Below are 26,737 nucleotides of genomic sequence, written 5' to 3'. Positions count from 1 at the left end.
CAATAACTGTGAACTCGCATAGTAATGCTTTTCAGCTAAGCACCTTAAAAATTTAAGGTGCTTTTTTAGCGTCTATTAAATAGATTAAATTCATCGACTCTATATTGAATAAATATTTAACAAATCAATAGCAATCTATATTCACCATCCTTTTCAACAGGTGCTCTATGCACACAAGGTAAGACCTGTTGTGTTGGATGATCTACTGCAAGTCGCCAAAGATGTCCCAAGCCTAAATTCACAGGTTTTGCAATGGGTTTAGGCTTATAATGTAGATCAAAGAAATACTCTTCTAGGAAAGTTTCAAATTCAGCTTCTGGCCCATCATGTAGTTTTTTAAGCTTTTCTCTGAGTTCTGGAATCAAAATTTTTTGCTCGACCTGATCATTGGGCACGATATCACTTGCAGCGCCGTGGTAGGTACATAAGAAAGTATCTGTTTCTATGGGTGAACGATCTATATGAAACGAATATACATCTGTTGAAATAAAATCAAGCTCGTCATCACGCTCATAACTTTTAAGTAAATTAAGCGTAGGGGATGCGCCACAATCAGTTAAAAGCTGTATATCTTTTAAAATGATTTCCCTTGCGAGATTCCCTTTTTCTGAAAGTTGTAGAGCTAAAAGATCTTTAATAGAAACTTCTGTAATATTTTCTTTTAACTCAAGTTTAGCCACAATTTCTTTAAAATCGCCAACCAAATCTCTATGCCAGCAAAGTGCATTCATTTTTCCTTGAAATTTGGAGTTTACAAGTTCAGAGAAAGAAGAAACTACACTAATTTGGGCGTTGTCAGAAAATGGATTTTTCATAGCAGATGTAAGTATTAAAGCATGTTCAATATTATACGTTTAGTTTGATCATAGAAATGCTGAATAATTCACGACAAAGATAGATTTTTCAAAACTAATATTATGTTACTTGGAATACTCAGCAACGTGAATTATGATCGTAGAGATTAACGTTGCTGAGCTGTGGCAACGCAGTGTCGTGTAGGCTACACAGTCTCAGATATTCTATTTAACATAAAATGAAGTTATGCGACTTCAGAATGAATTTTGAAATTAAATTAATATGGATAGACAGCTTTATAAAAGATATTTTAAACAGACAGATAACGTTACTTTTCCTTGCCCTAGTTGCACTAATCTAAGTTTAAAATTAAATAAGGATAAATTTTTTGCAGAAGATACTGCATCGTCAAAAAAAATGAAGGCAGATGATGACTATTGGGAACCGGAATGGTTAACTTCTGTTTTTACTACTGTACTTATTTGCAATAATTCAGATTGTGCTGAATCAGTTATATGTTCTGGTATTGGATCCGTGGATTGGGAGCCAGAACCTAATGAACATGGCGAAATGGAACAACAATACTATTCGTACTATCTTCCAAAAATATTTATCCCTACAATACATTTTTTCAATATTCCAGAAAAATGCCCTGATAACGTTAAATCATTATTAATTGAAGCTTTTTCCTTGACACTTCAATCCCCAGGCTCAGCAGCAAATAAAGTTAGAGCCGCCATTGAAAATCTTCTAACAGAATATGGTGTTCCTAGATATTCTAGAAAAAATGGGAAAAATAACAGGTTAACTTTAGATTCTAGAATTGCGAAAGCAAAGGATAAAAATGTAGTTTTAGGTGAGCTTGAAAATATTCTATATGCCATTAAATGGCTTGGTAATGCAGGAAGTCATGCTAATTCTGAAATATTACAGGATGATGTCTTTGATGCCTATGAGTTAATGAGTCATTTATTGAGTGAATTATATCATTCTAAAGCTGATATAAATAAACTAGCAAAAGCTATTAGAAAGAAAAAAGGACCTATCAAAAAATAATTTGCAAAAGAGCTCACATTATCTAATGATGGACTCTAGGCTCAAATCTAAGACTCTTTAGTCAAAATTCTGCGGTGTTAAAATGATCAACATGCATTTTGAAACATCGCCAAATGATAAGTAGCTGATACAACCTAAGATCCTGTATCAGCTACTTATTTATATAAAGCTCTTTCCTTTATTCATGTTCTTTACGAAGACTCAATGAAAGCTCATCCCAACGTTGTATCGCTGCATCCATCGCTTGCATTTTGACATGACCAAAACCTCGTACATCTGCTGGTAATTGTGCGATTTTTTCAGCAACTGATAAGTCATAACTTTCAGGTGCAGCACTAATGGCTTTAACAAATGCGATATAACGATCACGCCAAGCATGTTCTTTTTGACGTTCTTGCTGTAAAGCAAATGGATCAAGGAAAGTCTCTCTAAGCCACTGTAGGCGAGCAAGAATCATCATCGGAATACGCATCCAATATCTAAAAGCACGTTTGCGTATGACACCATGAGCACCCAAAGCTGGTGGTGCTAAGTGATAGGTTAAACGTAAACCTTGACCAAACTGGGTTTCAATCGATTGTTTAAAGCTTTTTCCTCTGAGTAAACGTGCAACTTCATATTCATCTTTATACGCCATGACTCGATAGAGCTGTGTCGCAATGGTTCCAGCGAGTTCTTCGGGTAATACTTTGGCAGCTTGTTCGACAAGTGTTCGATATTGAGTTGCATAATCTTGATTCCAATACTCGACCAGACGCGCAGAACGATCGTCAACGAGTTCAGCTAACGTGGTTGGTTTACGCATTGTAGGTATGGTTGCAATAATGCGTTTGGCTAAGTCAGGATCACTCATCAGATGGCAACCGATGCGGAAAGCTTCAAGGTTTTTTTCAGTAGCCGTACCATTCAAATGGATGGCTTTCTCAATACTTTCTCGTTTCAACGGAATCTGACCTGCTTGCCAAGCCATGCCAAGTAAGATTTGATTTGCAAAGATTGCATCACCTAAAACCTGTGTGGCAATACGTGTTACAGGTAAAGATGTGAGTTTTCCTTGAGTCGTTCGACCACGAAGTCGGTGAATCAAATCTGTAATTGGCGCATACCAATCACGAGATTGAAGAAAATCAGAAGTAGGGGAACCATCTTCATTGACGATGATAACAGCATCAGATTTTAGACGAGAAAGTGCCGCATTACTGCCTGCAACAATCGCATCTGCACCAATTAAAACATCACATTGACCCGCAGGGATTTTGGTTGCGGAGATTTGCTCATCCTCTGTCGCGAGTTGTATGTAGGAATAAACCGCACCCCCTTTTTGAGCCAATCCAGCCATATCCATGATACGTGTAGCTTTACCTTCCAAATGAGCAGCCATTCCCAATAAAGCACCCGCTGTAACTACACCTGTACCACCAACACCGCCGACCAATATACGGATGGGCTTTTGATCAAGTTCAGGAAGGATTGGCTTTTCTGGCCAGCCAGCTTCTATACTTTTAAATACTTCTGGGCGTTTCATATCACGAGTATGGACTGTGACAAAACTTGGACAGAAACCTTCGACACAAGAAAAGTCTTTGTTACAACTGCTTTGATTAATTTGACGTTTGGTTCCTAACGCTGTTTCAACAGGTTCAATTGATAAACAGTTCGATTGTTTAGAACAGTCACCGCAACCTTCACAAATCTCACTATTGATAAAAACGCGTTCAGCAACATCAGGATAAGCATTGCGTTTACGACGACGACGTTTTTCACTGGCACAGGTTTGAACATAAATTAACGCCGTAACCCCAGAAATTTCACGTAATTTGCGTTGTACATCATCTAGCTCATTTCTGTGGTAAATCTCGACATGAGCAGCAATACCTTCTTCGGCATGAATCAGCTCAGGTTCATCCGTGACGATGACTTGTTTTGTGATACCTTCAGCATCAAGCTGTCGTGTTAATTGTGCCACGCTGAGATGACCATCGACATGCTGTCCTCCCGTCATTGCGACTGCGTCGTTATAGAGAATTTTGTAGGTCATATTGAGTTTTGCAGCGATTGCTTGGCGGATAGCCAGATAGCCTGAATGGAAATAGGTTCCATCTCCTAGATTGGCAAAAATATGCTTTTCATTGGTGAAATGAGAAGCACCCGCCCAACTTACGCCTTCGCCACCCATTTGCGTGAACGTTTCTGTATCATGATCTTGTAACACGGCAATATAATGACAACCGATCCCGCCCAGTGCACGACTGCCTTCGGGTAACTTAGTTGATGAGTTGTGAGGGCAGCCGCTACAAAAGAAAGGTTTACGTTCTGCAATATCTAAAACACGCCGTGACTCGTGCTCTGCTTTTTGTAACAGCTCAAGTCTATTTTGAATTTGCGTTTTTAAGCTTTCTGGAAGATCTAATTTTAAGAATCGAGCAGCCAACATTTTTGCAATCGGTTCAGGTTGGAACTCATAATGACCAATCAAAGGCGCTTCATCAATCGATGTACTCCATTCACCTTTTCCATCACTCGCTTTACCGATGATACGCGGGCGTTTGCCATCTGGAAGCACATAGAGTTCATCTTTAATTTGTGCTTCAAGAATAGGGCGTTTTTCTTCTACAACAATCAGTTCTTCTAAACCTTCGGCAAATTCACGCAGACCTTGCGGTTCTAAAGGCCAAATTAAAGCAACTTGATACACTCTCAATCCGAGCTGTTGGGCCGTTTCACCTTCAATTCCGAGAATACGTAACGCTTCAATCGTATCTAAATAACCTTTACCACTTGCTGCAATGCCAATACGCGCATCAGGACAATGCCATGTCACCTGATTTAGTTGATTTTCACGTGCATAAGCCAATACAGCGGGTAAGCGATATTTATAAAGACGTTCTTCTTGTTGAATGCCGTGATCAGGCCAACGTATATTGACACCATCTTCAGGCATTTGAATATTTTGGGGTAAAACAGGAGTAACTCGATCTAAATCCACATGAACAGAAGCAGAGGTTTCGACGATTTCACTGACCAACTTCATTGATGTCCATACACCCGCAAAGCGTGACATGGTAACCGCATGAGCACCTAAATCAAGAATTTGCTGTATTGAAGTCGGGTAAAAAATTGGAATGCCACAACCGATCATCACGTGTTCTGATTGGTGAGGGATACTCGAAGATTTACAAGAATGATCATCGCCAAAGAAGGCAACCACACCACCTCGTTCTGCTGTTCCTGCAAGATTGGCATGACGGAGAACATCTCCAGAACGATCTACCCCCGGGCCTTTGCCATACCACCATGCGGTCACGCCATCATATTTACCTTGACCTGCGAGATTGGCTTGTTGGGTACCCCAAATTGCAGTAGCAGCGAGATCTTCATTTACGCCAGGTTGAAAAACAACATGATGGTCCTTGAGTATGCCTTCAACTTGCCAGAGAAAATTATCATAATTTCCGACAGGGGAACCACGATAACCTGAAATAAAACCAGCAGTATGATAACCGTTTATAGTATCCCGCCGTGTTTGTGCGAGTGGTAAACGCACCATGGCCTGAATACCTGTCATATAAGCAGTACCGTCATCACTGAGATATTTATCTTCAAGTGATACATCCTTGGTTGGAATTTTATTTGGAGTAAATTTTGTCGCTATATTCATTTATATCTCCTTTGAATTTTGTAGATCGAACTACTTTCTTTTCTCAACATCCCGTTGAATATTTGGAGTAAATGACATACTCGGAAAAAGATTAATCAGTTCAACTTAAGACAATGAAACTGTTCAATGTATGTACATTAATGTCATTGTGGGTGATCCAGACTGGTGCAACAATGCGTAATTAAGAAAAACATATTTACGTTATGCGCAAAAATCTTGATGGTGGATTACTCCATGCAATGCATGCTTTCCTAAAAGTCATTGATAGTGGAAGCTTTACGGCTGCTGCAGAGCAGATGGAACTGACAACAGCGCAAGTGTCTCGACTCATAAGCGAGTTAGAAGGGCGTTTAGGTACAAAATTACTACAACGATCGACCAGACAGCATGCATTGACCGATATTGGTGCAGCTTATGCAGAGCAATGCCGTCAAGTGCTTGCAATGGTGGAAGAAGCAGAAGCTCAAGCCATGGGAATGGCAAGCAAACCGCAGGGCAGGTTACGTGTTTTGAGTATGGCTAGTTTTGGTCATCATTATGTGTCTCCGATGCTGGCCGAGTTCTGTCAAACCTATCCAGAGCTTACGGTTGAATACCGTACTTCGCAGAATGTACCAGACCTTTTAGCCAAAGGAATTGATGTCAGTTTATATCTCACTGAATCTTTGGCCGACTCAAGATTTGTTGCTCGCCGAATTGGAACAATATTTTCATTACTCTGCGCATCGCCAGCCTATTTAGAAAAATATGGCGAACCAAAATCATTAGATGACCTACAAAAACATGCATGTTTAAGATTGGTGAATCCATCTATTACACCGCAATGGCATCTAGTCAGTGAAAATAGTTGTTCGTATCAAATCGATATTACAGGGCAGTTGATTGCAGACACACCAGAACTATTATTAGACATGGTGCAACAAGATATGGGTATCGCATTACTTCCAACTTTTGCTGTGATTGAGGCTATACGTACTGGGCGATTGCGCCGTGTTTTAGCAGATTGGAGATCACCGGATATAGGTGTTTATACCTTACTGCCATCGCGTCATTTTATTGATGCGAAAACAAGGGCATGGTTAACCTGGGTTGAGCAGCATATTTCACCTAAAATTCAGAGTGATACAGACTATTTTTTATAATTCTAAATTCGCGATTCAAATCTTTAAGCAAAACATTAAATATAAAGTAGATTTACCACGAACTACAGTCCATAGATAAGATGCCGGTAAAGATTCATGTAAAATATTTGGTTCATGAACCTAGCTATGAATACATATTTTCCTACTAAAAAGGTCTTAAGAATAGACTAAATTTGTCTAGGAGAGTGGGGGCTATTCACACCTCATTGAAACCCCTTTAAGAAAGGGGATGCCGATCCTCTATATCACCAACGGTGGATGAAGCTTGTCAGCATTCTTAAATATTTATCGTCACCATCACGGCATAGACGTGCGCTTATGGTAAGTCACACTTACATAACTTAGACTTAGAAGATTTGGTGGCTTTAACTATTAAAGCTGTAGTAATGGCATGGGTACACCATCCAGCGACAAACTGGGTGTCAAAGCTAGGTAAGTGAATTACTAGACTTCACTGTAGTTAGTTCTCAATTTTAAATTTTATTAAAGGAAGTATGAAAGTCATACTTCCTTTTCAATCTTCTACACAATAAAACTTTAGAGTTGAAGCCAAAAATAATATTTAAATTAGGTTTGAAAAATAATTACGGTGGGCGCTATCTTGTGGTAAGAGTTCTAATAAGCGTTGTATTGCATCAATTCGATCATGTGTTTGCCCAATAATTCGTAATAATTGATCGATATCCTTTATTTGATAGATCAACTGGCTTAAACGGGCATCAAAACAATGTCTCCATGTGCTGAGTAATGGGCTTTCTGATTTAGATAAAAAGCTACCTTTATATAGCGAGAATGTACTGGATATAAGATTTGCATTTAATGATTGTTCAGCACGTAAAAAATCACATTGAACTTCACAGCTAAGCCTATAAATGCGAGCCTCAATTGAATGGGGTAATAAGCTACGAAGTTGTGAAAGCTCAGCCTTTAGGGTTTTTAGGCTGACATTACGCTCACCATAAAGGGCATAGTGTAACTCTTCTAAACAAATGCCATGGGGATACAAAGCTAAAATGCATAGTATTTCAATTTGACGGTGAGTCAAGTTCAATGTATGCCCATTAAATTGAACCCAAGGCGAGCCTAGTGCCTTAATGTATAAAAAATTTTGCTGTTCAAGTTTTATGGCGCGTTGTATTAAATCTGCACAGCGTTCAACTGCAAGCAGCCCTAAAGGCGTATGTTTTTTATATTTTGTGGAAAGGTTAATAATGCCATGAAATTGACCTGATGCTGGATCCCAGATCGGCGCGGCATAACAAACCCAATCTCGAACACTGTCCATTTGGTTTTCATGAGAATAGACACAACTTGATATTTGGCTGTTTAAAGTCATACCTATCGCATTGGTCCCAACAGCCTGTGTAGACCAATGCCCACCCTCAATAAAATGCACCTGTTCGGCAGAAGAAAGCATTACAGAACTACTCCATGTCCATAAGAGAGTACCTTGATGATCTGTGAGACCAATCGCCATATCTGAATCATCAGCTATTTTGAGTAAGTCGGCATAATTATGTTGGATAGAGCGGCGAAATAAAGAAGTTTTATCTTCTGGAGGTAAGGCTAAAACAGGAGCGGCATGAACAGTATGTTGATTAATTAAATGGGTTGTTTGCAGATTTTTTGCAGATGCGGTATTGAACAGGTTCATATCATATTCCTTTATGATCAGACTGTAATATTTTTAAATTTTAGAAATGAGTTTCCAAATTTATAGTCATTTACGTCATTTCTTCTTGCTTCAATTTTAAATGCTTTTATCTTTGCTTGGTTAAATCATATCTTTTGGCTTTACCAGTCCTTGAGTTACTTTAAAAGTGTTCTTATGAGCTGAAAATGGCTATTTCCATCTGAAATGTTAATAAACGTAAATAGGATGAAAATTCATTCGCTCATGTAAGGGCTAGGCACAGCTTTACCATGATACTGACGGTCTGCAAAATAACTTGATCGTACTAATGGCGCACTCCAAATATTTTTAAACGCTAAGCGCTCTCCATGTGTTTGATAATGCTTAAACTCTTGCAACGTAACAAAACGATGAATTGGCGCATGAGATTTAGATGGCTGTAAGTATTGACCGATTGTGACATAGTCCACTTGATAATCTTTCAAATCATTTAATAACACAATAACCTCAGCCTCGACTTCTCCTAAACCGACCATCAAACCACATTTCGTTGGAATTTCAGAACAGTAGTGTTTAAATTTTTTGAGTAAATCCAATGAGTGCTTATAGTCAGCGCCTGGTCGCATGGCTTTATACAGACGTGGAACGGTTTCAATATTATGATTAAAAACATCGGGTGGGTTTTGGCTCAGAATCTTCAGGGCAATATCTGCACGACCACGAAAATCAGGAACCAAAATTTCTATCAGAGTTTCTGGACTGGTTTGACGAATTTCTCGAATGCAATCTGCAAAATGCTGTGCGCCACCATCTTTTAAGTCGTCTCGATCAACAGAAGTAATCACGACATACTTTAAGTTTAGATTCTTGACTGTTTCAGCCAGATGCTTTGGCTCATTAGGATCTAGGATATTAGGACGACCATGTGCGACATCACAGAATGGACAGCGGCGAGTACAAATATCTCCCATGATCATAAACGTTGCAGTCCCTCCGCTAAAGCATTGTGGCAAATTGGGGCAGGCCGCTTCTTCACAAACCGTATGTAGTTTCTGTTGTCGTAATAAATCCTTAATGATTTGAACTTCCTCAGGTTGACTAATTTTAGTCCGAATCCATTCTGGCTTTTTCGGTGTCGTTTCTGTTGGAACAACTTTAATTGGAATACGCGCCATTTTTTCAGCGCCACGTAGCTTTTTTCCAGTTAATACTGTGTTATTTAAATCCATTACAAACACTCCATCGTTTAAAATAATTAATATAGATCCCGATATTAAATAAGCTCTTTTAGGTGCTTTAATAATATTAAAACAGTGCAAAAAACTTATCATATAAAATAAAGGTTGGTTAAAGGTTTGTTTTCATATGTGATTGAACCATTGTAAAATTTTAAAAAATTTTTAAGTTCATAACCTTCTGTTTTTAATATTTTTCCCATCTCTTAACGCATTATATTTTTTTAGTCTAATATGAAATTAAATAAAAATATATTTATATAAATATACGGTTTAAAAATCCAACCATTAATTTTTGGATTTTCTTTTAAGCGTAGTTAATAAGGAACAAAGATATGCAATTAACGGAAGAGCAATTGCTAGCAGCATACAAAAGAATGCGCGACATTCGTGAATTTGAGGATCGACTTCACGATGAAAATAATACAGGTGATATTCCCGGTTTCATCCATTTATATAGCGGTGAGGAAGCTATTGCCGTAGGGATCTGTGAAAATTTAACAGACAAGGACTTCATTACATCAACGCATCGTGGTCATGGACATTGTATTGCTAAGGGCTGTGACATTCACGCCATGATGTTAGAAATTTTTGGCAAAGATGATGGTTTGTGTCGTGGTAAAGGCGGCTCAATGCACATTGCGGACTTAGATAAAGGCATGCTCGGTGCAAACGGTATTGTGGGTGGTGGTCCACCTTTGGCTATTGGGGCAGCTTTAAGTGCTAAAACACTGAAAAATGGTGGGATTGGTCTATCATTTACCGGTGATGGCGGGTCAAATCAGGGCTTAACTTTTGAAGCCATTAATATGGCTGTCGTGTTAAAGCTCCCTGTCATTTTTGTTTTTGAAAATAACGGTTTTGGTGAAGGTACTGCACATGACTATGCCGTAGGCAGTAAAGACATTGCAGGTCGAGCGGCAGGTTTTGGCTTACCTGCTGAAAAAGTAGATGGAACAGACTTTTTTGCTGTGTATGAAGTTGCACAAAAAGCCATTGAACGTGCCCGCTGTGGTGAAGGTCCGAGTGTGATTGAAACGGTAACCAACCGTTTTTATGGACATTTTGAAGGTGATCCGGGGCTTATTCGTTCCAAAGAAGAACTGGATTATGTCAAAGAACATAAAGACCCATTGAAAATATTCCGTGAAAAAGTCAAGGATAAAATTGACGAAGCCAAACTGGATGCGATTGATGCCCAGTCTAAAGCCAATGTAGACGATGCCGTTGCAAAAGCACGCGCAGCTAAGTACCCAGAAGTCTCTCAGTTACTTACTGATGTTTACGTCTCTTACTAAAGGAATAGTAGAAAAATGCCAAATAAAAGTTATCGAAACGCGATTAAAGAAGCAATTGAATTAGAAATGCGCCGAGATCCGAGTGTCATTGTGGTCGGTGAAGATGTTCGTGGTGGGCATGGTGGCAAAAATACCGATGACAATAAACTGGAAGGTTTTGGCGGTGTACTTGGTGTAACCAAAGGCTTATGGACTGAATTTGGTTCTGAGCGAGTCATTGACACCCCGATTACAGAATCGGCGATTATTGGTATGGCGGCAGGTGCTGCTGCAACGGGTTTAAGACCTGTGGCAGATTTAATGTTCATGGATTTTTACGGCGTGTGTTATGACATGCTGTATAACCAAGCGGCTAAATTCCGCTATATGTTTGGTGGCAAAGCCAAAGCGCCACTCGTTGTACGAGGCATGATCGGTGCAGGTTTTTCCGCAGCAGCGCAGCATTCTCAGTCGCCATATAACGTGTTTGCCTCAGTGCCTGGTTTAAAAGTGGTGGTGCCTTCAAGTGCCTATGATGTGAAAGGGTTGTTGATTCAAGCCATTCGAGATGATGACCCAGTAGTATTTTGTGAGCACAAATTGTTGTATGACATTAAGGGCGAAGTGCCAGATGAAGCCTACACTATTCCTTTTGGTGTCGCAAATTACACCCGTGAAGGCACTGATATTACCATTATTGCCTTAAGCTTGATGGTGCATCGTGCCAATGAAGTTGCGGATAAGCTCGCAAAAGAAGGCATTTCGGTTGAAGTGGTTGACCCTCGAACCATTTCTCCATTAGACGAAGATGGCATTTTAGAATCAGTGGCGTCAACAGGTCGCGTAGTGATTGTAGATGAATCTGCGGCGCGTTGCGGTTTCGGACATGATGTGGCTGCACTCATTGCACAGAAAGGCTTTCATTATCTTAAAGCACCAATCGAGTTAGTCACTCCACCACATTCACCCGTACCATTTTCACCAGTATTAGAAAAAGAATGGCTACCCAGTGTAGAACGCATCGAACAGGCTGTACGTAAGACGTTGGAGGCTTAGGATGAGCGAAATTAAAACTTTAGAAATCCCAAAATGGGGTTTGTCCATGGAAGAGGGTACGATTGCCCAATGGCTGATTGAGGAAGGTACGCAATTTAGTAAAGGACAGGAAATTTGTGAAATTGAAACCACAAAAATCGTCAATGTTCTTGAAGCACCTTTTGATGGCTTGCTACGCAAAATTATTGCTAAAGATGGTGACACTCTGGTTGTAGGTGGAGTTATTGCAATTTGTGCAGACGCTCAAGTTTCAGATACAGAAGTTGAAGCATTTGCACAGTCCTTAGGTGGAACACCTGCTGTAACAGAAAATAAAGCGGTAGCAGCGGTTCCTGAAAAAGTAGCTGTAGCTCAAGTTGAAACCAAAGTGCAAGCTGTTCCTAAACAGAACAGTGTTGGTAATGGATCAAAAGCGGTGACTCAGGGCGGATATTCTATTCCTGCTGCGTTACAAGGCTACCAACAAAGCGATGATATTTTTGCAACGCCACATGCCTTGAAATTGGCTGAAAAGCATAATGTAAACTTGTCTCAGATTACGGGTTCTGGACGTGAAGGTCGTATTAGTGTTCAAGATATTCAGACCGCAGTTCAAGCTGCTGGTGGTTCTTGGCCAGATGTGCGTCATCAAGCCAGTACCAAAGCCGTGAAATCTAAAGCAGATGATAGTGATGTTCTAGCGACACCTGTTGCCCGCCGTTTGGCAAGACAATGGGGCATTAATTTGCATGATTGTCGTGCATCTGGTTCACGTGGACGAGTCTGTAAGGAGGATGTTGAAGCTGTATATCAACGTGAAAACCCTGTACAAGCTCAACATGCTGAGCATGCGCATCCAACAGCGTCGGCAAAATTCACCACCGTGGCTATGAATGGTATGCGTAAAGCAATTGCTGCACGGCTACAAGTGGCAAAACGCAATGCACCACATTTTCGCTTAACAATAGACTTAAATGTTGAGTCAGTTCAGGCTTTGCGTCAGCAAATTAACAGTACCGTACCGCAAGTCAAACTGTCCATTAACGATATGCTGATTAAAGCTGCTGCCGCCGCACTAATCAAAGTTCCACAGGTCAATGTTCAGTTTGATGAAGAAAATCAGCAGATTTTACAATTTGAACAGGCTGATATTTCGGTTGCTGTGGCCATCGAAAACGGACTGATCACGCCAATTATCAAAGCAGCGAACCGTAAATCTTTGGCGCAAATTTCCAATGATATGCGTGATTTGGCGACACGTGCCAAAACTGGAAAATTAGCACCTGATGAGTTTCAAGGCGGCAGTTTCAGTATTTCCAATTTGGGAATGCTCGGTATTCAGCAGTTTGATGCCATTATTAACCCACCTCAAGGTGCGATTTTGGCCTTAGGTGCAGCAGAGAAACGTGCTGTTGTCGAAAATGATGAGATTGTTGTTCGTCAAATGGTGACAGCAACATTGTCTTGTGATCATCGTGTGATTGATGGTGCGTTGGGTGCTCAATTCCTTTCGGCATTTAAGCAGTTTGTCGAAAATCCTGCATTAATTTTGGTGTAGGAGGAACAGCCATGTCAGATACACAATTTGATCTTGTGGTTATTGGTGCTGGTCCTGGAGGGTATGTCGCTGCGATTCGCGCAGCGCAACTGGGATTAAAAACTGCAATCGTTGAAAAACAACACTTAGGCGGAGTGTGTCTTAATTGGGGATGCATTCCAACCAAGGCATTATTGAGCGGGGCTGCGCTTGCGCAGCAGTTCAAACATGCAGAACAGTTTGGTTTTACGCTTAACGCGATTGATTTTGACATTCAAAAACTGGTCCATCATAGCAGACAGGTTTCTGAGCAACTCGTGCAAGGTATCGGTCAATTATTGAAAAAAAATCAAATCACTGTTTTTAACGCAGCAGCCCAGTTTATTGCCAAAGAGCAATTAGAGCTTACAGATACGAATGGTCAAAAACAGCAGATTTCTGCACCACATATTATTGTCGCAACAGGTGCACGTGCAGCCAATTTGCCTCATATTCCTGTAGATGGTCGTCAGGTCTGGAGTTATAAAGAGGCTTTAGTTCCAGAACAATTACCAAAATCTTTACTGGTCATTGGTTCGGGTGCTATAGGCAGTGAGTTTGCAAGCCTATACCAAGACTTAGGCTGCCAAGTCATCTTGGTTGATATTGCAAAGCAGATTCTTCCTAGCGAAGACATTGAAGTTGCGAAGTATGTACAAAAGCAATTTGAACATCAGGGTATCCAGGTTTTAACCGAAGCGACTGTAAAAAAAATAGAAACTGATCAGGCTCAAGTACATTGTCATATTGAAACTGCCACAGGTGTACAAATCATTACTGTTGAAAAGGTGCTTTCAGCTATTGGCGTGAAACCAAATGCTGAAAATCTTGGCCTAGAAGCTTTAGGTGTCGAATTAGAGAATGGTTTTATTAAAGTCGACTCATGGTGCAAAACTAATATTGTGGGCGTATATGCAATTGGCGATGTTGCAGGCGCACCGTGTTTGGCACACAAGGCCAGTCACGAGGCTATTCTTTGTGTGGAGAAAATTGCAGGTTTAGATCATGTACATGCTTTAGATCGTACACAAATTCCGGGCTGTATTTTTACCCATCCGCAAGTGGCCAGTATTGGTTTGACAGAACAGAAAGCGAAAGCTTCGGGCTTGAATATCAATGTGGGTAAGTTTCCTTTGCAAGCGAATGGTAAAGCATTGGCTTTGGGCGATAGCGCAGGATTTATTAAAACCATTTTTAGTCAGGAAACGGGTGAATTGTTGGGTGCTCACATGGTTGGACATGAAGTCACCGAACACATTCAAGGTTTTGCCATCGCGAAATACCTAGAAGCTACAGATGAAAGCTTAGCGCAGGTCATTTTCCCTCATCCTACTTTGTCTGAGGCGATGCATGAGTCGGTCTTGTCGGCGATGCAACGTGCAATCCATATTTAAGGAGTCGCAACATGCCTAGAGGTTTAAACAACAAAGTTGCTTTAATTACGGGTGCGGCACAAGGCATTGGACGTGGTATTGCCTTACGTTTAGCACAAGAAGGTGTTCATATTGGATTGGTCGATCTTCACCAAGAAAAGTTAAATACTGTTCAACAAGAGGTTGAAGCCTTTGGCGTAAAAGCCACCACATTTATTGCGGATATTTCAGATCCAATACAAATCAGTGACGCTATTAATCATGCAGAATCGACACTTAATGGTTTTGATATCATGATTAATAATGCAGGTATTGCACAAGTCAAAGCTTTGGCAGAAGTAACGCCGAGTGAATTTACCCAAATTATGAACATCAATGTCGGTGGTGTACTTTGGGGGATTCAAGCCGCAGCAAATAAATTTAAACAACGCCAACAGGCTGGAAAAATTATTAATGCATGCTCAATAGCAGGTCATGAAGGTTTTGCTTTGCTCGGTGTTTATTCGGCAACTAAATTTGCAGTTCGTGCATTGACGCAAGCTGCGGCTAAAGAATATGCCAGTGCTAAAATTACTGTAAATAGTTATTGTCCGGGTGTTGTGGGTACAGACATGTGGGTCGAAATAGATCAGCGGTTCTCTGAAATTACAGGTGCACAAATTGGTCAAACGTATAAAAAATATGTAGATAGTATTGCTTTAGGACGTTCTGAAACACCAGATGACGTGGCTGCATTAGTTGCATTTTTAGCCAGTGAGGATGCAAACTACATTACAGGTCAGTCTATTTTGACAGATGGTGGAATGGTTTACCGTTAACATCAATATAAGGAATACAAAATGAAAGCAGCTCGTTTTTATGACCGAGGGGATATTCGAATTGAAGATATCCCTGAACCGAAAGTACTTCCAGGCACAGTTGGAATTCAAGTTGCGTGGTGTGGTATTTGCGGTACAGATTTACATGAATTCATGGAAGGTCCTATTTTTATTCCACCTTGTGGTCACCCACACCCAATTTCGGGAGAATCTGCACCTATAACAATGGGACATGAATTTTCAGGCGTGGTTTATGCAGTTGGAGAGGGTGTAGATGATATCCAAATTGGGCAACATGTCGTAGTTGAACCCTACATTATTGCGGATGATGTCCCGACTGGCCCCAATGATAAGTATCATTTATCAAAAAATATGAACTTTATTGGTTTAGGCGGACGCGGTGGTGGTCTTTCTGAAAAAATTGCAGTTCAGCGGCGTTGGGTACATCCTATTTCAAATGATATTCCTTTAGACCAAGCAGCATTGATAGAACCTTTATCTGTCGGTCATCATGCCTATGTAAGAAGCGGCGCAAAAGCTGGCGATATCGCACTGGTTGGTGGAGCAGGCCCAATAGGCTTACTTTTATCTGCTATTTTAAAGGCTAAAGGTCTCACGGTCATCATTACTGAACTGAGTGCAAAACGTAAAGAAAAAGCGATAGAAGCGGGTGTTGCTGATTATGTACTAGACCCATCTAAGGTTGATGTAGTTGCTGAGGTAATGAAAATTACAGAAGACCGCGGTGTAGATGTCGCTTTTGAATGTAGTAGTGTCAATAAAGTCATGGATACACTCGTTGCAGCAATGAAACCAACTGGTGTAGTCGTTATCGTTTCGATTTGGAGCCATCCTGCCACAATTAATGTACATAGTGTGGTCATGAAAGAGCTAGATATTCGTGGAACGATTGCTTATGTCAATGACCATCAGGAAACCATCCGTTTAGTCGAGCAAGGTAAGATTAATCTAGAACCTTTTATTACCCAACGTATTGCATTAGATGATCTTGTTTCTAAAGGCTTTGAAACGCTGATTCATAATAATGAGTCTGCTGTAAAAATTATTGTTCATCCATAGTAAAGCCTAATTTGAATAAGCTAGAAATAAACTCTATGTAGCTATTTCTAATATCTTTATCGATAGGGAATGAGTCTGTACGTACAGATTCATTCTCAAATTTACAGTGTTGAGTGCCAGTATGATTTTGATCATACAGCCTAGTAAAGATAGAAAATAAGTTTTTAAATAAACCATAGGGATATAGACTAAATTTTGCCAGGAGAGTGATGGCAGTCCACCACTAATTAAAAGGTGTCTACAAAATCATTGGCTATTCAATAATTTTAGTTTACTGTTTGGTATAAAATATTATGCTGAGTTTTGATAGCTACGATTTTTGTTTGGCTTTTTGACGTAAGACATACAAATATAAGCTTTCAACTTTTTCACGTGCCCATGGTGTGGTACGTAAAAACCGTAATGATGACTTAACACTTGGATCTATACAAAAACATCTAATTTCAATTTTACGACTTAAGCCTTCAAAGCCACCATAGTAATCCAATAACTCATCCAAAATGTCAGCAAGTTTTTTGCCGTGTAGAGGGTCATTGGAGGCATTCATAATAAATAAACCATATTTTTGGAGGCCATTATTATAACCTGAGCTAGTTGAAAAATGGGAGGGTTGAAATTTAAACATAATTAACATTGATGTGTGCTGAAATAGCAGGAGACATTCACTTGTGAGATTCTAGGCAGCCGACTTGTAAAAATCTTCTGCCATTTGATTTGGTGTCTTAAAATGTAGACCTTTCTTTTTATAGAATAAGACCTTAAAGAAAACCTATTTAACTGAAGCAAACATAAAAGTGCATTACTAATTTGACAGATAATAAAACCTGATTTAATCTATATCAGAAATAATGAACAAATTAGCAGGTGTTATTTATTTAACTTATGTTCACCTAAAATTGACTTCATAATTTTAAATATAAAAATTAATCATAAAATTAGATAGTTATAATAGTTGATTTTATATTCACTATTTTATCAGTTCATGAACTTACCACGAAAATTTAAATAATTTTGTTCCTTCTTAGTGATTTTTATACGTCAGGTGTCTAATTTAAGAATAAAATTTGAATAAATATGATATAAACAGCTAATTTATATAGTAAAATAAAATTATCCGATTCACTGATTGACCAATCTAATAATTAGATTTTCATCTTAACTCTACAAGTAGATTTTTTTAATTTATGAATGAAATAATTTATACAGAGGATGAGCTGAAAGATTCTTCTGATCAAGAGCTTTTAGCTATATTGGCTAAATTTTGGGGTATTGATGATGGAAAATTTGAAGTTTGTGGGGAGTTGCCAGCTTTAGGGGAGTCAAAACACGGATTTATTGATTATCCTTATTCAACCAAAACAGGTGAACGGCTTTATTACCCATTAAGGGGACTTGAGCGAAGCGTCTGTAGGATTTTTGTGTCTTCGCAAGATGCTTTGCGTTTAGGCTCAAAAAGTAAGAGTCGGTTCGTTCGTTTTGAGGTAGAGCTTTCCCCAGAATCTGAAAGAATAAGGCATAAAAATCCTTTTAGGTTGAGTGTTAAAAGAGGAACAGGTGAAAGTCTGCATTCTCTCCCTAAAGAAATGCCTCAGGATATTTTGATTAACCCAAGTTTGAATTCAGAGCGCAACCAATTTATTTCTAAATCAATTTATGATTTCTATTATGAAAAAGCAATAGGAGATATGCATGATGAGATTAGACAAAGAGAAATTGAATTAGAGAAAAAACTAATTCAACAAGAAAAAGTTTTAGAGAAAACTGAAGAAAAAAGTGAAGTCGTCAAAAGACTTGTCGATACATTAAATGCTAGACAAAAAGACCTTGAGGAAATTACCGAAAAATTAACTCAAGATAAGGACGTTAAGCATCAAGAAATACAGATGCTAACTAAAAGATTCGAACAGATCGAGGATGAGATGAACAATAAAATTCAACGACTAAAAAGTTATGTGGCAGACAAAGCACTTTTTCTTAAGACGTTTGAGTTTGTTGACGAAGATGATCTAGACCTCTTTTTACTTGAGTCTAAATCTCAGTCGCAGCATATTGATGGAGTTTCATTTAGTGAAATACTAAATGGAGATTATCAAAAAGCTGTGTCTTACATTCAAGCGTATTTGGTGGGAAAAGATATTTTGTATCCTCGCCATATCATTGAAAACTACCTAACTCTTCTTAGAACAAAAGACCTTATTATTTTGGCTGGAGACTCGGGATCAGGTAAAACTAATTTAGTTAAATCTTTTGCAAAGGCAGTGGGTGGAAAATCTATTATTGTTCCAGTGAAGCCAAACTGGACAAGTTCTGAAGACCTACTTGGTTATTACAATCCTCTTGAAAAAAAATATTTAGCGACACCGTTTTTAGAGGCATTAATAGAGGCACAACAAAATCCAGAAATTCCATATTTCATTTGCTTAGACGAAATGAATCTTGCGCGTGTTGAATACTATTTTGCTGATTTTTTATCACTGCTTGAAACACGTGATGAGGATCCTGAAATTTCTCTTTATGCAGAGGATGAATCATCACACGTACTATCAGAGTTGAAAGCGGTTGTTGATATTATTCAATCAACTAAAGATAAATACAGCCAAGATGGTGTCGTAAATTTCATTGAATTATTAAAAGATGAACAACTGAATGGGCAACTAAGATTAGCGTTTGGGTTTAGTGATAAAGATTCACTCATAAAATATCACAGCGAAATCCGTCGCATGCTTTCTGCTGTAATGACAATGCCATCAAGCATAAAAATGCCAGCAAATGTACATATTATTGGTGCAATAAATATTGATGAAACCACACATTATCTATCTCCAAAAATTTTAGACAGAGCGCATATTATGCGGTTTGAATCACCTCTATTATCTAATTGGGATGAAATTCTAGAAGAAGTTGCAGAATATGCATTTGATGATGTTTCTAAACCTCTTCTTTTTGATATTGATGCTTTAGGATATCGTGCAAATTATCCTAAATTCGATCGTGATAATCCTTTCTGTAAGCTTTTTATTGAACTTAATAAAGAATTTTTTCATAAGTTAGGTGTTGAGTTTGGGATGAGAACAATTCGTCAGGGATTGAACTATCTTAATTTATTTAAAGATGTAAATACTGATGATGAGTTAGCAATTAATAACTTTTTATTACATAAAGTTTTGCCAAAACTAACTTTTGATGGGAATAAACATGTTAACGAGCAGACAAAGCTTGAACTTATAGAACGTGTATTCGTAGAGCGAATCAAGCAACTATTACCAAACTATGAACAGTACGGCGACATATTTTCAGCAATTAACGCTCTCGAAAATGTTGTAAAAGATGCGAAAGCAAATGATGGAATTGTTAATTTCTGGTCATAATGATGAATCCATTTTTTGAAATTAAATATTTAGAACTTAATTGGTATGACCAAAAAACACTTACTAAAGTCACAGAGTCTTTAATATCTTTAGATATCGAATATGATGAAGAGCATGACCTATTTCGGGCTGAAACAACTATTTATCCAAAAGTTGAGGGCGTGAAAAAAGGTCTCTTAGGTATTCACTTTATTAATCAAAAGTCAGATACTCCATATATTGAAATGCCAAATGGAGAAAAAAATCATCTTACATCTATTATTGATCCTGAAACAAACTTAACTTGGTGGATCGTCAAAGATCACTGGATAAAAGAACACAAACAATGGGCTAGTATCGCCCCTAATATAGTTGGAACTGTTCGTTTTATCTTACAAGGAAAACTTTGTGAAATAGCAATTAACGGATCTGACTTTACAGTAGAGCAGTTAGATCAATATTTAAGAACATTCAAAGATGACCTTTGGGAACTCATTTTAGATGAGAGTAGTGCAGTACAGGCAAAAGCCAAAGGTGGTCAAACCATAGGGATTGGCGAAGATGCTATAGACTGTATTTCACATCTTGTTGATCATGCTCAAAAAGTTTTAAGAAATCCTAAAGTAGAACTTCGTGAAATTCAGACGTTGAAACCACGAAAAGAAGTGAAGCCTGTCAATCGAACTTTTATGGAGTTATCAACTAAGTCTAATCAAAAGTTTTTAACGAGTCGTGCAACAGAGCCTTCCTATAATGTCTCTGAAAATCGCTATGTTCTTTTTGCATTAGAAAGATGCTATCGGATCATTAAACAAATTGTGATACTAGCTAATAATAAGAAGCAACGTTTCCACCATACGGTTGAAAAATTACAGTCTCAACATGATGCTCTCAAAAACTTTACAAAGGTTGATCGGGATTTAGTAGTTTCAGATTTAAGAAAAATAAAAAAAAGAACGCAGTTAAATTTTTGGCAACAAGAAATAGATGAAAAGATTAGACATAGTCAATTTGATTTACAGGATAGAGCTTACGACTATGATCATTTCTTTGAAATTCAAGGATATACTAAAGATCAGAATACCAACGAAATAGATGGTTTTTTTGTATTAAAATGGGATGGAAATAATTGGGTAAAACCTAATAATAAAAGTGGAATTTTAAAATTCTCTAATGAGCTTAAACATCTCATAAATATTTTTAAATTTGGAATGCAAGTAAGAATAAACGGAGATATTCTATGGCGTGAAACTCCCAAATCCATTAACTTTACATTATCTAAAATTCATAAAATAGAACTATATGATTGTCATGAGATACATAAGGCTTTAAAGTCTTATGAAGAGGAAAAGCAAATAGGTATTAACCTAGCTGCTAATGATTGGTCAAAACCTTTATCAAAAAATGAATTAGAAGAGCAAGAAAAAGAGAAAGTTGCTTTACGAAACCGAATCAATTTTTACAATCAAAATCAAGAGCTATGTTCGTTTGTTTTTGAAAAGGTCGAACCCAAATTTCGATTACTTAAATCTATAATTAACCAAATGAAAATATTAGGAATTAAGTCCTCCTCGTATTTCCCTAATTCGATGACTTTTGTACAAAACCCAAATTATCAGGGAGTGCATAATAATTATAAAGTTCTTCGTAATGTTATGAATTTACAAGATGAGAATCTTTTAATTAGCTTAGAAGAAATTGATGAAATTGGTTTGATTAATATGCCATTACTTTATGAAAGATGGACTCTTATTCAAATTATTCTAGTTCTTAAGGATGTATTTCGATTTGTCCCACTAGATGATTGGAAATATAAAATTATTGATGTAATAAAAACAAATAGAGAAGGAATAGCGATATATTTAGTAAATGAACAAGCGAAGCGTTCTCTAACAATATGGTATGAAAAAAAATTACCGAACAATCGAAAACCAGATTTTATGCTCGATTTAGTTTGGTATGAAGAACGTGACTTTCATAATCTCAATAAAAAATCTAACAGATTTGTATTGGATGCAAAGTTTTATGACAAGCAAACCTTCATTAGAGAAGGCGGTATGATGTCTAAAATTAATGAATTATATGAATTAAAGAACTATAGTGAAGATGGTCAGAATCCAGTATTTCTAATTCACCCATGTGACAATCTTATAGATCAACGAGTAACTGCGCAAGAATGGGGTAAATATAGTTATTTAGGTGAAATGGATTCATACGATAAAGGTGCTGTTTTTTTAAATCCAATTGATCGAAATCTTTATAACGATGAGCTACAACGCTTATTAGGAATGTTTATTCAATATAAATTAGAAAATAGTGAAACTGATCCAAATAGTGATAAAACGTTTGCTGTACCTATATGTATTCGTTGTGGTTCAAATCATATAGTAAGTATTCAAAAATCAGAAGGCTATCGTGATAAAGATGGTGCTTGGAGAAAAAGAACACCACGATCAGTTTGGATGCAATGTGTAGATTGTGAACAAATGCAAGTTTATAATCATTGCTCAAGTAAAAAACATAATCGTCGGTTAATTAAGAATGGGCTTTATTGGTCTTATCACTCTGCAAGAGCATTAGAGCTATTTAATATGAAGTGTCCAGAATGTGGTGAATGGGGAGGATGGTAAGATTTTCAGCATTATATTCTGATTAAACTTGACCCGATATAGGATCAAACTTATTCTATATCAATATTAATGAATAAAATGACAGGTGTTATTTATTTAACTTATGTTCACCAAAAGTCTAGTTCATAAATAAAACACAAGATATATCTATAAAATTTAATAATTTATAAAACATTTTAATTTTCATTGAAAAATAGGTTCATGAACCTATTGGAAAATTTCAATTTTTGCAAAATAACGAGTAGAAGTGCTTCCTCAAAATTCACATAGTTCGATTAGACTTTGTAGAAAGCCAGCGAATGGGTATCAGCACTAAATCGTGATATTTCTTCGATTGATCAGGGCTAGATGTGAGGATAATAAATAGTTGTTCTATAAATTTTAGGGATGGACTTAATCATTTTGATAATTGTAGTACTAATAAGCTCTTATAAATTGTCTTGATTTCATTCTCACTAACCATATGAGCAATATAAGAACAAGTATTTAAGTAACCCGAATCCTGCTTAAGCCGATGATTCCTTAATTTGAATTGTTGGCTTATTTCGATGGGTTAATTGATATGCACATAGTGAGGCGTAAATTCCACTCAGAAATCCATGAAGACTACGTGCTTTACTCGTCACTAAATTGTATTGCCCCTTCAATAAGCTGAATAATGTTTCTATTTTATTGCGTTGTCTTAGGTGATATTCATCTGATGCACAGAGTTGAATAGCCTGCATATTCTTCCGATGATAAGTGGCTTTGTTGTATAAACATTCTTCAAGATACTGATTTTTAAGGATTTGTTTAAATTTTAATCCAAAAATAAATTAAACAAAATCATAGTCTTAGATATTTATGCAACAAAGCCCCATTAGAGCTAAACTCCATTTACTAATGTCATATTTAAATCTAATGGTATGAAAGTACTATCAAATATACTGTTTAAATTACAGCGATTTCATTCTTGCTTCCATTATTTCGAATTTGAAGTCTTGGAACCATTGAATTATTTAAGTAATCATAAATAACCATTTCAGGATGATGCAGATCAAATGCTTGTCCAAACCATATACAAGCAGCATTGGATGCACATGGTAAGACATGAATTTTGGTAATTCCTTTATCTGTTAGACTATGAAATAACGCATGAATATCTTGCATGAAACTTAGTCCTCGTTCAGGATTTCTTATTGCTCCATTCCCCATATATTCTGGTTTAGCAGTAATATTAATTACCGGATGTCCTAATTCAACAGCCTTATTTTTAGAGGTTTCTGGATCAGCAGTGAGATTCAATCTAATAGTAATTTCAGTACAATCTTCTATTTCACTGAAATTATTAATTTCATACGCTTTGGTTGTACATATAAGATCAGGCCACATCCAACAACTTCCATCCCTATACATAAGCATAGGTATAAATTTCCCTTTATTTCCTAATTTACTTCCTAATGCTATTAGGCATGGCATAGGGCCGAAGCCAAAAATAGCTACTCTCTTATCATCAAATTTAGTTTCCCTAAGTAATTGTTCTGTTTGAACTTCAAATTCTTCTAAAAAATACTTTTTATAGAACTCATCAGCTGAAGCTCTTAAATGAGCTGGTAATGGTTCATGAATTAGTGTCTTATCTTTATGCAAAATAGATTTTAATGGGAGAAGGCAGCTTGCAATATCACGTCGTGAAGGAGACTGAGGAATATTGCGATTCACGGGCCAGAAAAATAAATACACTGGCATAGGAGTAAAGCTTAAAGAATCTAATAAATCTTCGCATTGTGCTATGAAATTACTTCTCATTTGCGAGAGTCTTGAAGCTGTATATTCTGCGCCAGCAACTTTATCAATTAACCTATGATGTTTTTCACATAATAATAAAATATTCGTTGGATCATCTGATAGTTGATATGAGAAGAAGGGGATACCGCGAGTAGAATTTTCTGATGCTGCAACATTATGAGCTAAAACGCCATATGTACCTTCAAATCCAGTTATTTCATCTATGTTTAATTTTGCACCACATCCTTTAAACATACATCGGCCATGACTTGAGAGATAAATCTGGTTTTTATCTTTTTCAGATAAATCGTTACCCCTACCTGTAAGATGCTCAAAATCAAAAATTCTTTTTATGAAATATTCTAATTGGTTTACAGGGTTTGGTTTTTGTTTAGGAATCTTTCTAGGAACAAAATCTACATCTTTAACTTCGCTCTCTTGAGAGGAGGTTAAATTCCATGTTTCTTTTAACTTTTCAAAATCATGTAGAGTGTGGGCATCAATTATGTGACCTTGAAGAAAGCGTGCATAAATGGAAATTTTTTTGGCAAGCAATCTTCGGACAAAAGTTAAAGTATCATCATAATTGAGAATTATACGGAAAAAACTTTCAGGGCTTTTATTTTTCAATAAGACAAAAATTATATTTTTACGTTCTTCATCAACTAATACACCTAATGAATCTATACAAATATGCTTTAAAATTTCTTCTATATATTTATTTGCATTTGATAAATCATCTATTGCTGATAAAGAAGTCTGTAAACTTAGGGATGGGTCTAGTTGCATTTTCAATTTAACTCAATATAACCTAACAGTTTGATTTTAAAATTTTTTCTACCAATCCAGATTCCAGTTTTTACTCTTCCGATTATTAAATATAAAACTGGGTCATTAAGATTGGTAATGCCATTTAGAACAGTATCTATATCCCTTAAATCGGTTGGAGAGGGTGTTGGTACATCTTCAGGATGTGTATGCCATAGGCCTTGAAAATTATAGAATTTTTTAGATTCGTTCCAAGCTTGTATTAAAGCATATTGGTGGGACTTTGACCTAAAGAAAGACATACGTGTTTGACAGTCTCCTTCCATAGGAGAGGTAAAGCTTTCAATGATTTTAGCTTTAGTTTCTATGTCTGTTCTTCCAATTAGAATGCCACCCGATTCTGGAGAATCTGATTCTAATTGTATAAATTGCTTTAAACTCTTTAAAACATTTGCTTGAATAATAAAGACTTGGCCTGTAGGTGTGTCACATTTAATCCTCCATTGAGTTATGTATTGCAACATGGGCATACTTCTTTATAAATTTCTTTTAAATTCAATATATTAATTCCATTTGAATTATTTACTGAATTATAAAAAGGGGTAGTAATTATTCCATTTTTATTTGCATTCTGATTGTCGCCAGAAATAGAAACAAATCCTAATTGTTGATTCAGGACATATTCAGAAATATAGCTTGCTAGCTTCATGCAATTTAAAGAAGAGAAGGGGGTAAATGCACCAGCACACCCTGTAATATTTTTAGCAATTAGCTGTCCAGATTGTACATATTTATACATAGGGGTAAGACTTTTATTTGATTTTTCATCAAAATATAAGCAGTTTAAACATCCTACATATTTATTATTGAAAGAAATAAAATGTCCACCTAAATCATAAGGTTCTAACCAGCCTATTATTACTTGAATGTTTGCACTTATTTCATAAATAGTTTTTACGAGAGAAATCTCAGTAGGAGTATGGCCAATTGCTATGATGATAGTATCAATATCTTCAGTAATTTTTGATTTTATCCAGCTTTCACCATGGCTTACGAATGGAAAAATAGTTAATCCGGGCCTTTCTATTAAAAACTTATTAGCTAAAGAAGTAGATTTATAGGTATTAACATACTGCAAACCTAAAGAATGACGATAAATATTATCTGTTTTTAAAAGCTCTGGATCTATGAAAGAAAATTTATTTACGCCTGTTTGAGCTAATATCTCTGCAATCTTTGAGCCTAAAGCCCCACATCCGATAATCGCTATATGTCTTGTTTTTTTCTCTTGCCCCGTTCTATTTAATAAATAATCTATCCACGCTCTTTGTGTTAAAGAGACTTTAAAGCCTTTGAAGGATACTTTTTCTTTGAAAGAATACCAAATGGCATAATAAAAAATCACATAAGCAAATCCATGTTCATTTGGAATTCCCACTAGGGCATAATGATTGTGTCAACGGCATTCTAAAATTGACCCCTTTTACCTTACAAATGGCAAAGTAAAATTGACCCCTTTGATCTCGTATTAAGTTTCAACCTGGGGC

18 protein-coding genes and 1 pseudogene are annotated in these 26,737 nt (G+C 37.1%); 10 read left to right on the top strand and 9 right to left on the bottom strand.

Annotated elements, in window-relative coordinates; all coding sequences use genetic code 11:
- Positions 1–116 precede the first annotated feature (116 nt).
- The gene (locus AXW61_RS13995) at positions 117–815 is read right to left on the bottom strand and encodes a DUF1826 domain-containing protein (protein WP_062034785.1); all 699 of its coding nucleotides are present in this window, start codon (positions 813–815) and stop codon (positions 117–119) included.
- Between the two features lie 262 nt (positions 816–1,077).
- Between AXW61_RS13995 and AXW61_RS13990 the strand changes: the two genes are divergently transcribed.
- Positions 1,078–1,851 (top strand): DUF4145 domain-containing protein, encoded by a 774-nt coding sequence (locus AXW61_RS13990; RefSeq protein ID WP_062034784.1) that lies wholly within the window; start codon positions 1,078–1,080, stop codon positions 1,849–1,851.
- Between the two features lie 178 nt (positions 1,852–2,029).
- Here AXW61_RS13990 and AXW61_RS13985 read toward each other — a convergent pair whose 3' ends face one another.
- Complete coding sequence (locus tag AXW61_RS13985; protein ID WP_062034783.1) at positions 2,030–5,509, bottom strand: indolepyruvate ferredoxin oxidoreductase family protein; 3,480 nt, start codon at positions 5,507–5,509, stop codon at positions 2,030–2,032.
- Positions 5,510–5,712: 203 nt separating this feature from the next.
- Between AXW61_RS13985 and AXW61_RS13980 the strand changes: the two genes are divergently transcribed.
- Positions 5,713–6,651, top strand: a complete 939-nt coding sequence (locus tag AXW61_RS13980; protein WP_062034782.1) for a LysR family transcriptional regulator — start codon at positions 5,713–5,715, stop codon at positions 6,649–6,651.
- A gap of 562 nt (positions 6,652–7,213) precedes the next feature.
- Here AXW61_RS13980 and AXW61_RS13975 read toward each other — a convergent pair.
- Together AXW61_RS13975 and lipA are read right to left on the bottom strand one after the other, a co-directional pair.
- Positions 7,214–8,305 (bottom strand): helix-turn-helix domain-containing protein, encoded by a 1,092-nt coding sequence (locus AXW61_RS13975; protein ID WP_062034781.1) that lies wholly within the window; start codon positions 8,303–8,305, stop codon positions 7,214–7,216.
- A 233-nt stretch (positions 8,306–8,538) separates the two neighbouring features.
- Complete coding sequence (gene lipA, locus AXW61_RS13970; RefSeq protein ID WP_062034780.1) at positions 8,539–9,513, bottom strand: lipoyl synthase; 975 nt, start codon at positions 9,511–9,513, stop codon at positions 8,539–8,541.
- A 341-nt stretch (positions 9,514–9,854) separates the two neighbouring features.
- On the opposite strand from lipA, the gene AXW61_RS13965 reads away from it, so the two are divergent.
- From AXW61_RS13965 to AXW61_RS13940, 6 genes are read left to right on the top strand one after another with little or no spacing between them, the layout of a single operon-like run.
- The gene (locus AXW61_RS13965; RefSeq protein WP_004979607.1) at positions 9,855–10,817 is read left to right on the top strand and encodes a thiamine pyrophosphate-dependent dehydrogenase E1 component subunit alpha; all 963 of its coding nucleotides are present in this window, start codon (positions 9,855–9,857) and stop codon (positions 10,815–10,817) included.
- Between the two features lie 15 nt (positions 10,818–10,832).
- Positions 10,833–11,852: an alpha-ketoacid dehydrogenase subunit beta gene (locus AXW61_RS13960; RefSeq protein ID WP_004979604.1), complete on the top strand. Its 1,020-nt coding sequence runs from the start codon at positions 10,833–10,835 to the stop codon at positions 11,850–11,852.
- A 1-nt stretch (position 11,853) separates the two neighbouring features.
- A complete protein-coding gene (locus AXW61_RS13955; protein ID WP_062034779.1) occupies positions 11,854–13,389 on the top strand; it encodes a 2-oxo acid dehydrogenase subunit E2 in 1,536 nt (511 codons plus the stop codon).
- Between the two features lie 11 nt (positions 13,390–13,400).
- Positions 13,401–14,801, top strand: coding sequence for a dihydrolipoyl dehydrogenase (gene lpdA, locus AXW61_RS13950; protein WP_062034778.1), 1,401 nt, complete (start codon positions 13,401–13,403; stop codon positions 14,799–14,801).
- 11 nt (positions 14,802–14,812) lie between these two features.
- Positions 14,813–15,598: an acetoin reductase gene (locus AXW61_RS13945; protein ID WP_062034777.1), complete on the top strand. Its 786-nt coding sequence runs from the start codon at positions 14,813–14,815 to the stop codon at positions 15,596–15,598.
- A gap of 21 nt (positions 15,599–15,619) precedes the next feature.
- A complete protein-coding gene (locus tag AXW61_RS13940; RefSeq protein WP_062034776.1) occupies positions 15,620–16,678 on the top strand; it encodes a 2,3-butanediol dehydrogenase in 1,059 nt (352 codons plus the stop codon).
- Positions 16,679–16,988: 310 nt separating this feature from the next.
- Here AXW61_RS13940 and AXW61_RS13935 read toward each other — a convergent pair whose 3' ends face one another.
- A complete protein-coding gene (locus AXW61_RS13935) occupies positions 16,989–17,225 on the bottom strand; it encodes a VF530 family protein (protein WP_003651786.1) in 237 nt (78 codons plus the stop codon).
- Positions 17,226–17,862: 637 nt separating this feature from the next.
- On the opposite strand from AXW61_RS13935, the gene AXW61_RS13930 reads away from it, so the two are divergent.
- Together AXW61_RS13930 and AXW61_RS13925 are read left to right on the top strand one after the other, a co-directional pair.
- Positions 17,863–20,046 (top strand): AAA family ATPase, encoded by a 2,184-nt coding sequence (locus tag AXW61_RS13930; protein WP_062034775.1) that lies wholly within the window; start codon positions 17,863–17,865, stop codon positions 20,044–20,046.
- 2 nt (positions 20,047–20,048) lie between these two features.
- Positions 20,049–22,655 carry a DUF2357 domain-containing protein gene (locus tag AXW61_RS13925; RefSeq protein WP_240487475.1) on the top strand — a complete coding sequence of 869 codons (2,607 nt, stop codon included), beginning with the start codon at positions 20,049–20,051 and terminating at the stop codon, positions 22,653–22,655.
- Between the two features lie 506 nt (positions 22,656–23,161).
- Here the strand turns inward: AXW61_RS13925 and AXW61_RS17345 are convergent.
- From AXW61_RS17345 to AXW61_RS13910, 4 genes and pseudogenes are all read right to left on the bottom strand, one after another.
- Positions 23,162–23,398: pseudogene (locus AXW61_RS17345) on the bottom strand (IS982 family transposase); the annotation flags it as partial.
- Between the two features lie 187 nt (positions 23,399–23,585).
- Positions 23,586–25,211, bottom strand: a complete 1,626-nt coding sequence (locus AXW61_RS13920; protein ID WP_035270587.1) for an SAVED domain-containing protein — start codon at positions 25,209–25,211, stop codon at positions 23,586–23,588.
- Positions 25,212–25,213: 2 nt separating this feature from the next.
- Positions 25,214–25,714 carry a Mov34/MPN/PAD-1 family protein gene (locus AXW61_RS13915; protein ID WP_035270585.1) on the bottom strand — a complete coding sequence of 167 codons (501 nt, stop codon included), beginning with the start codon at positions 25,712–25,714 and terminating at the stop codon, positions 25,214–25,216.
- Positions 25,699–26,628 (bottom strand): ThiF family adenylyltransferase, encoded by a 930-nt coding sequence (locus AXW61_RS13910; protein WP_240487474.1) that lies wholly within the window; start codon positions 26,626–26,628, stop codon positions 25,699–25,701. Before AXW61_RS13910 ends, AXW61_RS13915 begins: the two co-directional genes overlap by 16 nt.
- Positions 26,629–26,737: the final 109 nt, after the last annotated feature.

The sequence above is a fragment of the Acinetobacter sp. BMW17 genome (genome assembly GCF_001592855.1).
Classification (GTDB): Bacteria; Pseudomonadota; Gammaproteobacteria; order Pseudomonadales; family Moraxellaceae; genus Acinetobacter; species Acinetobacter johnsonii.
Note: the sequence above shows the minus strand (reverse complement) of the source record. Positions and strands in the feature narration are given on the sequence as shown.

Coding starts and splice junctions, on each gene's coding strand:
- AXW61_RS13995 (WP_062034785.1), bottom strand. CDS start 815: ATGAAAAATCCATTTTCTGACAACGCCCAAATTAGTGTAGTTTCTTCT.
- AXW61_RS13990 (WP_062034784.1), top strand. CDS start 1,078: ATGGATAGACAGCTTTATAAAAGATATTTTAAACAGACAGATAACGTT.
- AXW61_RS13985 (WP_062034783.1), bottom strand. CDS start 5,509: ATGAATATAGCGACAAAATTTACTCCAAATAAAATTCCAACCAAGGAT.
- AXW61_RS13980 (WP_062034782.1), top strand. CDS start 5,713: ATGCGCAAAAATCTTGATGGTGGATTACTCCATGCAATGCATGCTTTC.
- AXW61_RS13975 (WP_062034781.1), bottom strand. CDS start 8,305: ATGAACCTGTTCAATACCGCATCTGCAAAAAATCTGCAAACAACCCAT.
- lipA (WP_062034780.1), bottom strand. CDS start 9,513: ATGGATTTAAATAACACAGTATTAACTGGAAAAAAGCTACGTGGCGCT.
- AXW61_RS13965 (WP_004979607.1), top strand. CDS start 9,855: ATGCAATTAACGGAAGAGCAATTGCTAGCAGCATACAAAAGAATGCGC.
- AXW61_RS13960 (WP_004979604.1), top strand. CDS start 10,833: ATGCCAAATAAAAGTTATCGAAACGCGATTAAAGAAGCAATTGAATTA.
- AXW61_RS13955 (WP_062034779.1), top strand. CDS start 11,854: ATGAGCGAAATTAAAACTTTAGAAATCCCAAAATGGGGTTTGTCCATG.
- lpdA (WP_062034778.1), top strand. CDS start 13,401: ATGTCAGATACACAATTTGATCTTGTGGTTATTGGTGCTGGTCCTGGA.
- AXW61_RS13945 (WP_062034777.1), top strand. CDS start 14,813: ATGCCTAGAGGTTTAAACAACAAAGTTGCTTTAATTACGGGTGCGGCA.
- AXW61_RS13940 (WP_062034776.1), top strand. CDS start 15,620: ATGAAAGCAGCTCGTTTTTATGACCGAGGGGATATTCGAATTGAAGAT.
- AXW61_RS13935 (WP_003651786.1), bottom strand. CDS start 17,225: ATGAATGCCTCCAATGACCCTCTACACGGCAAAAAACTTGCTGACATT.
- AXW61_RS13930 (WP_062034775.1), top strand. CDS start 17,863: ATGAATGAAATAATTTATACAGAGGATGAGCTGAAAGATTCTTCTGAT.
- AXW61_RS13925 (WP_240487475.1), top strand. CDS start 20,049: ATGAATCCATTTTTTGAAATTAAATATTTAGAACTTAATTGGTATGAC.
- AXW61_RS13920 (WP_035270587.1), bottom strand. CDS start 25,211: ATGCAACTAGACCCATCCCTAAGTTTACAGACTTCTTTATCAGCAATA.
- AXW61_RS13915 (WP_035270585.1), bottom strand. CDS start 25,714: ATGTTGCAATACATAACTCAATGGAGGATTAAATGTGACACACCTACA.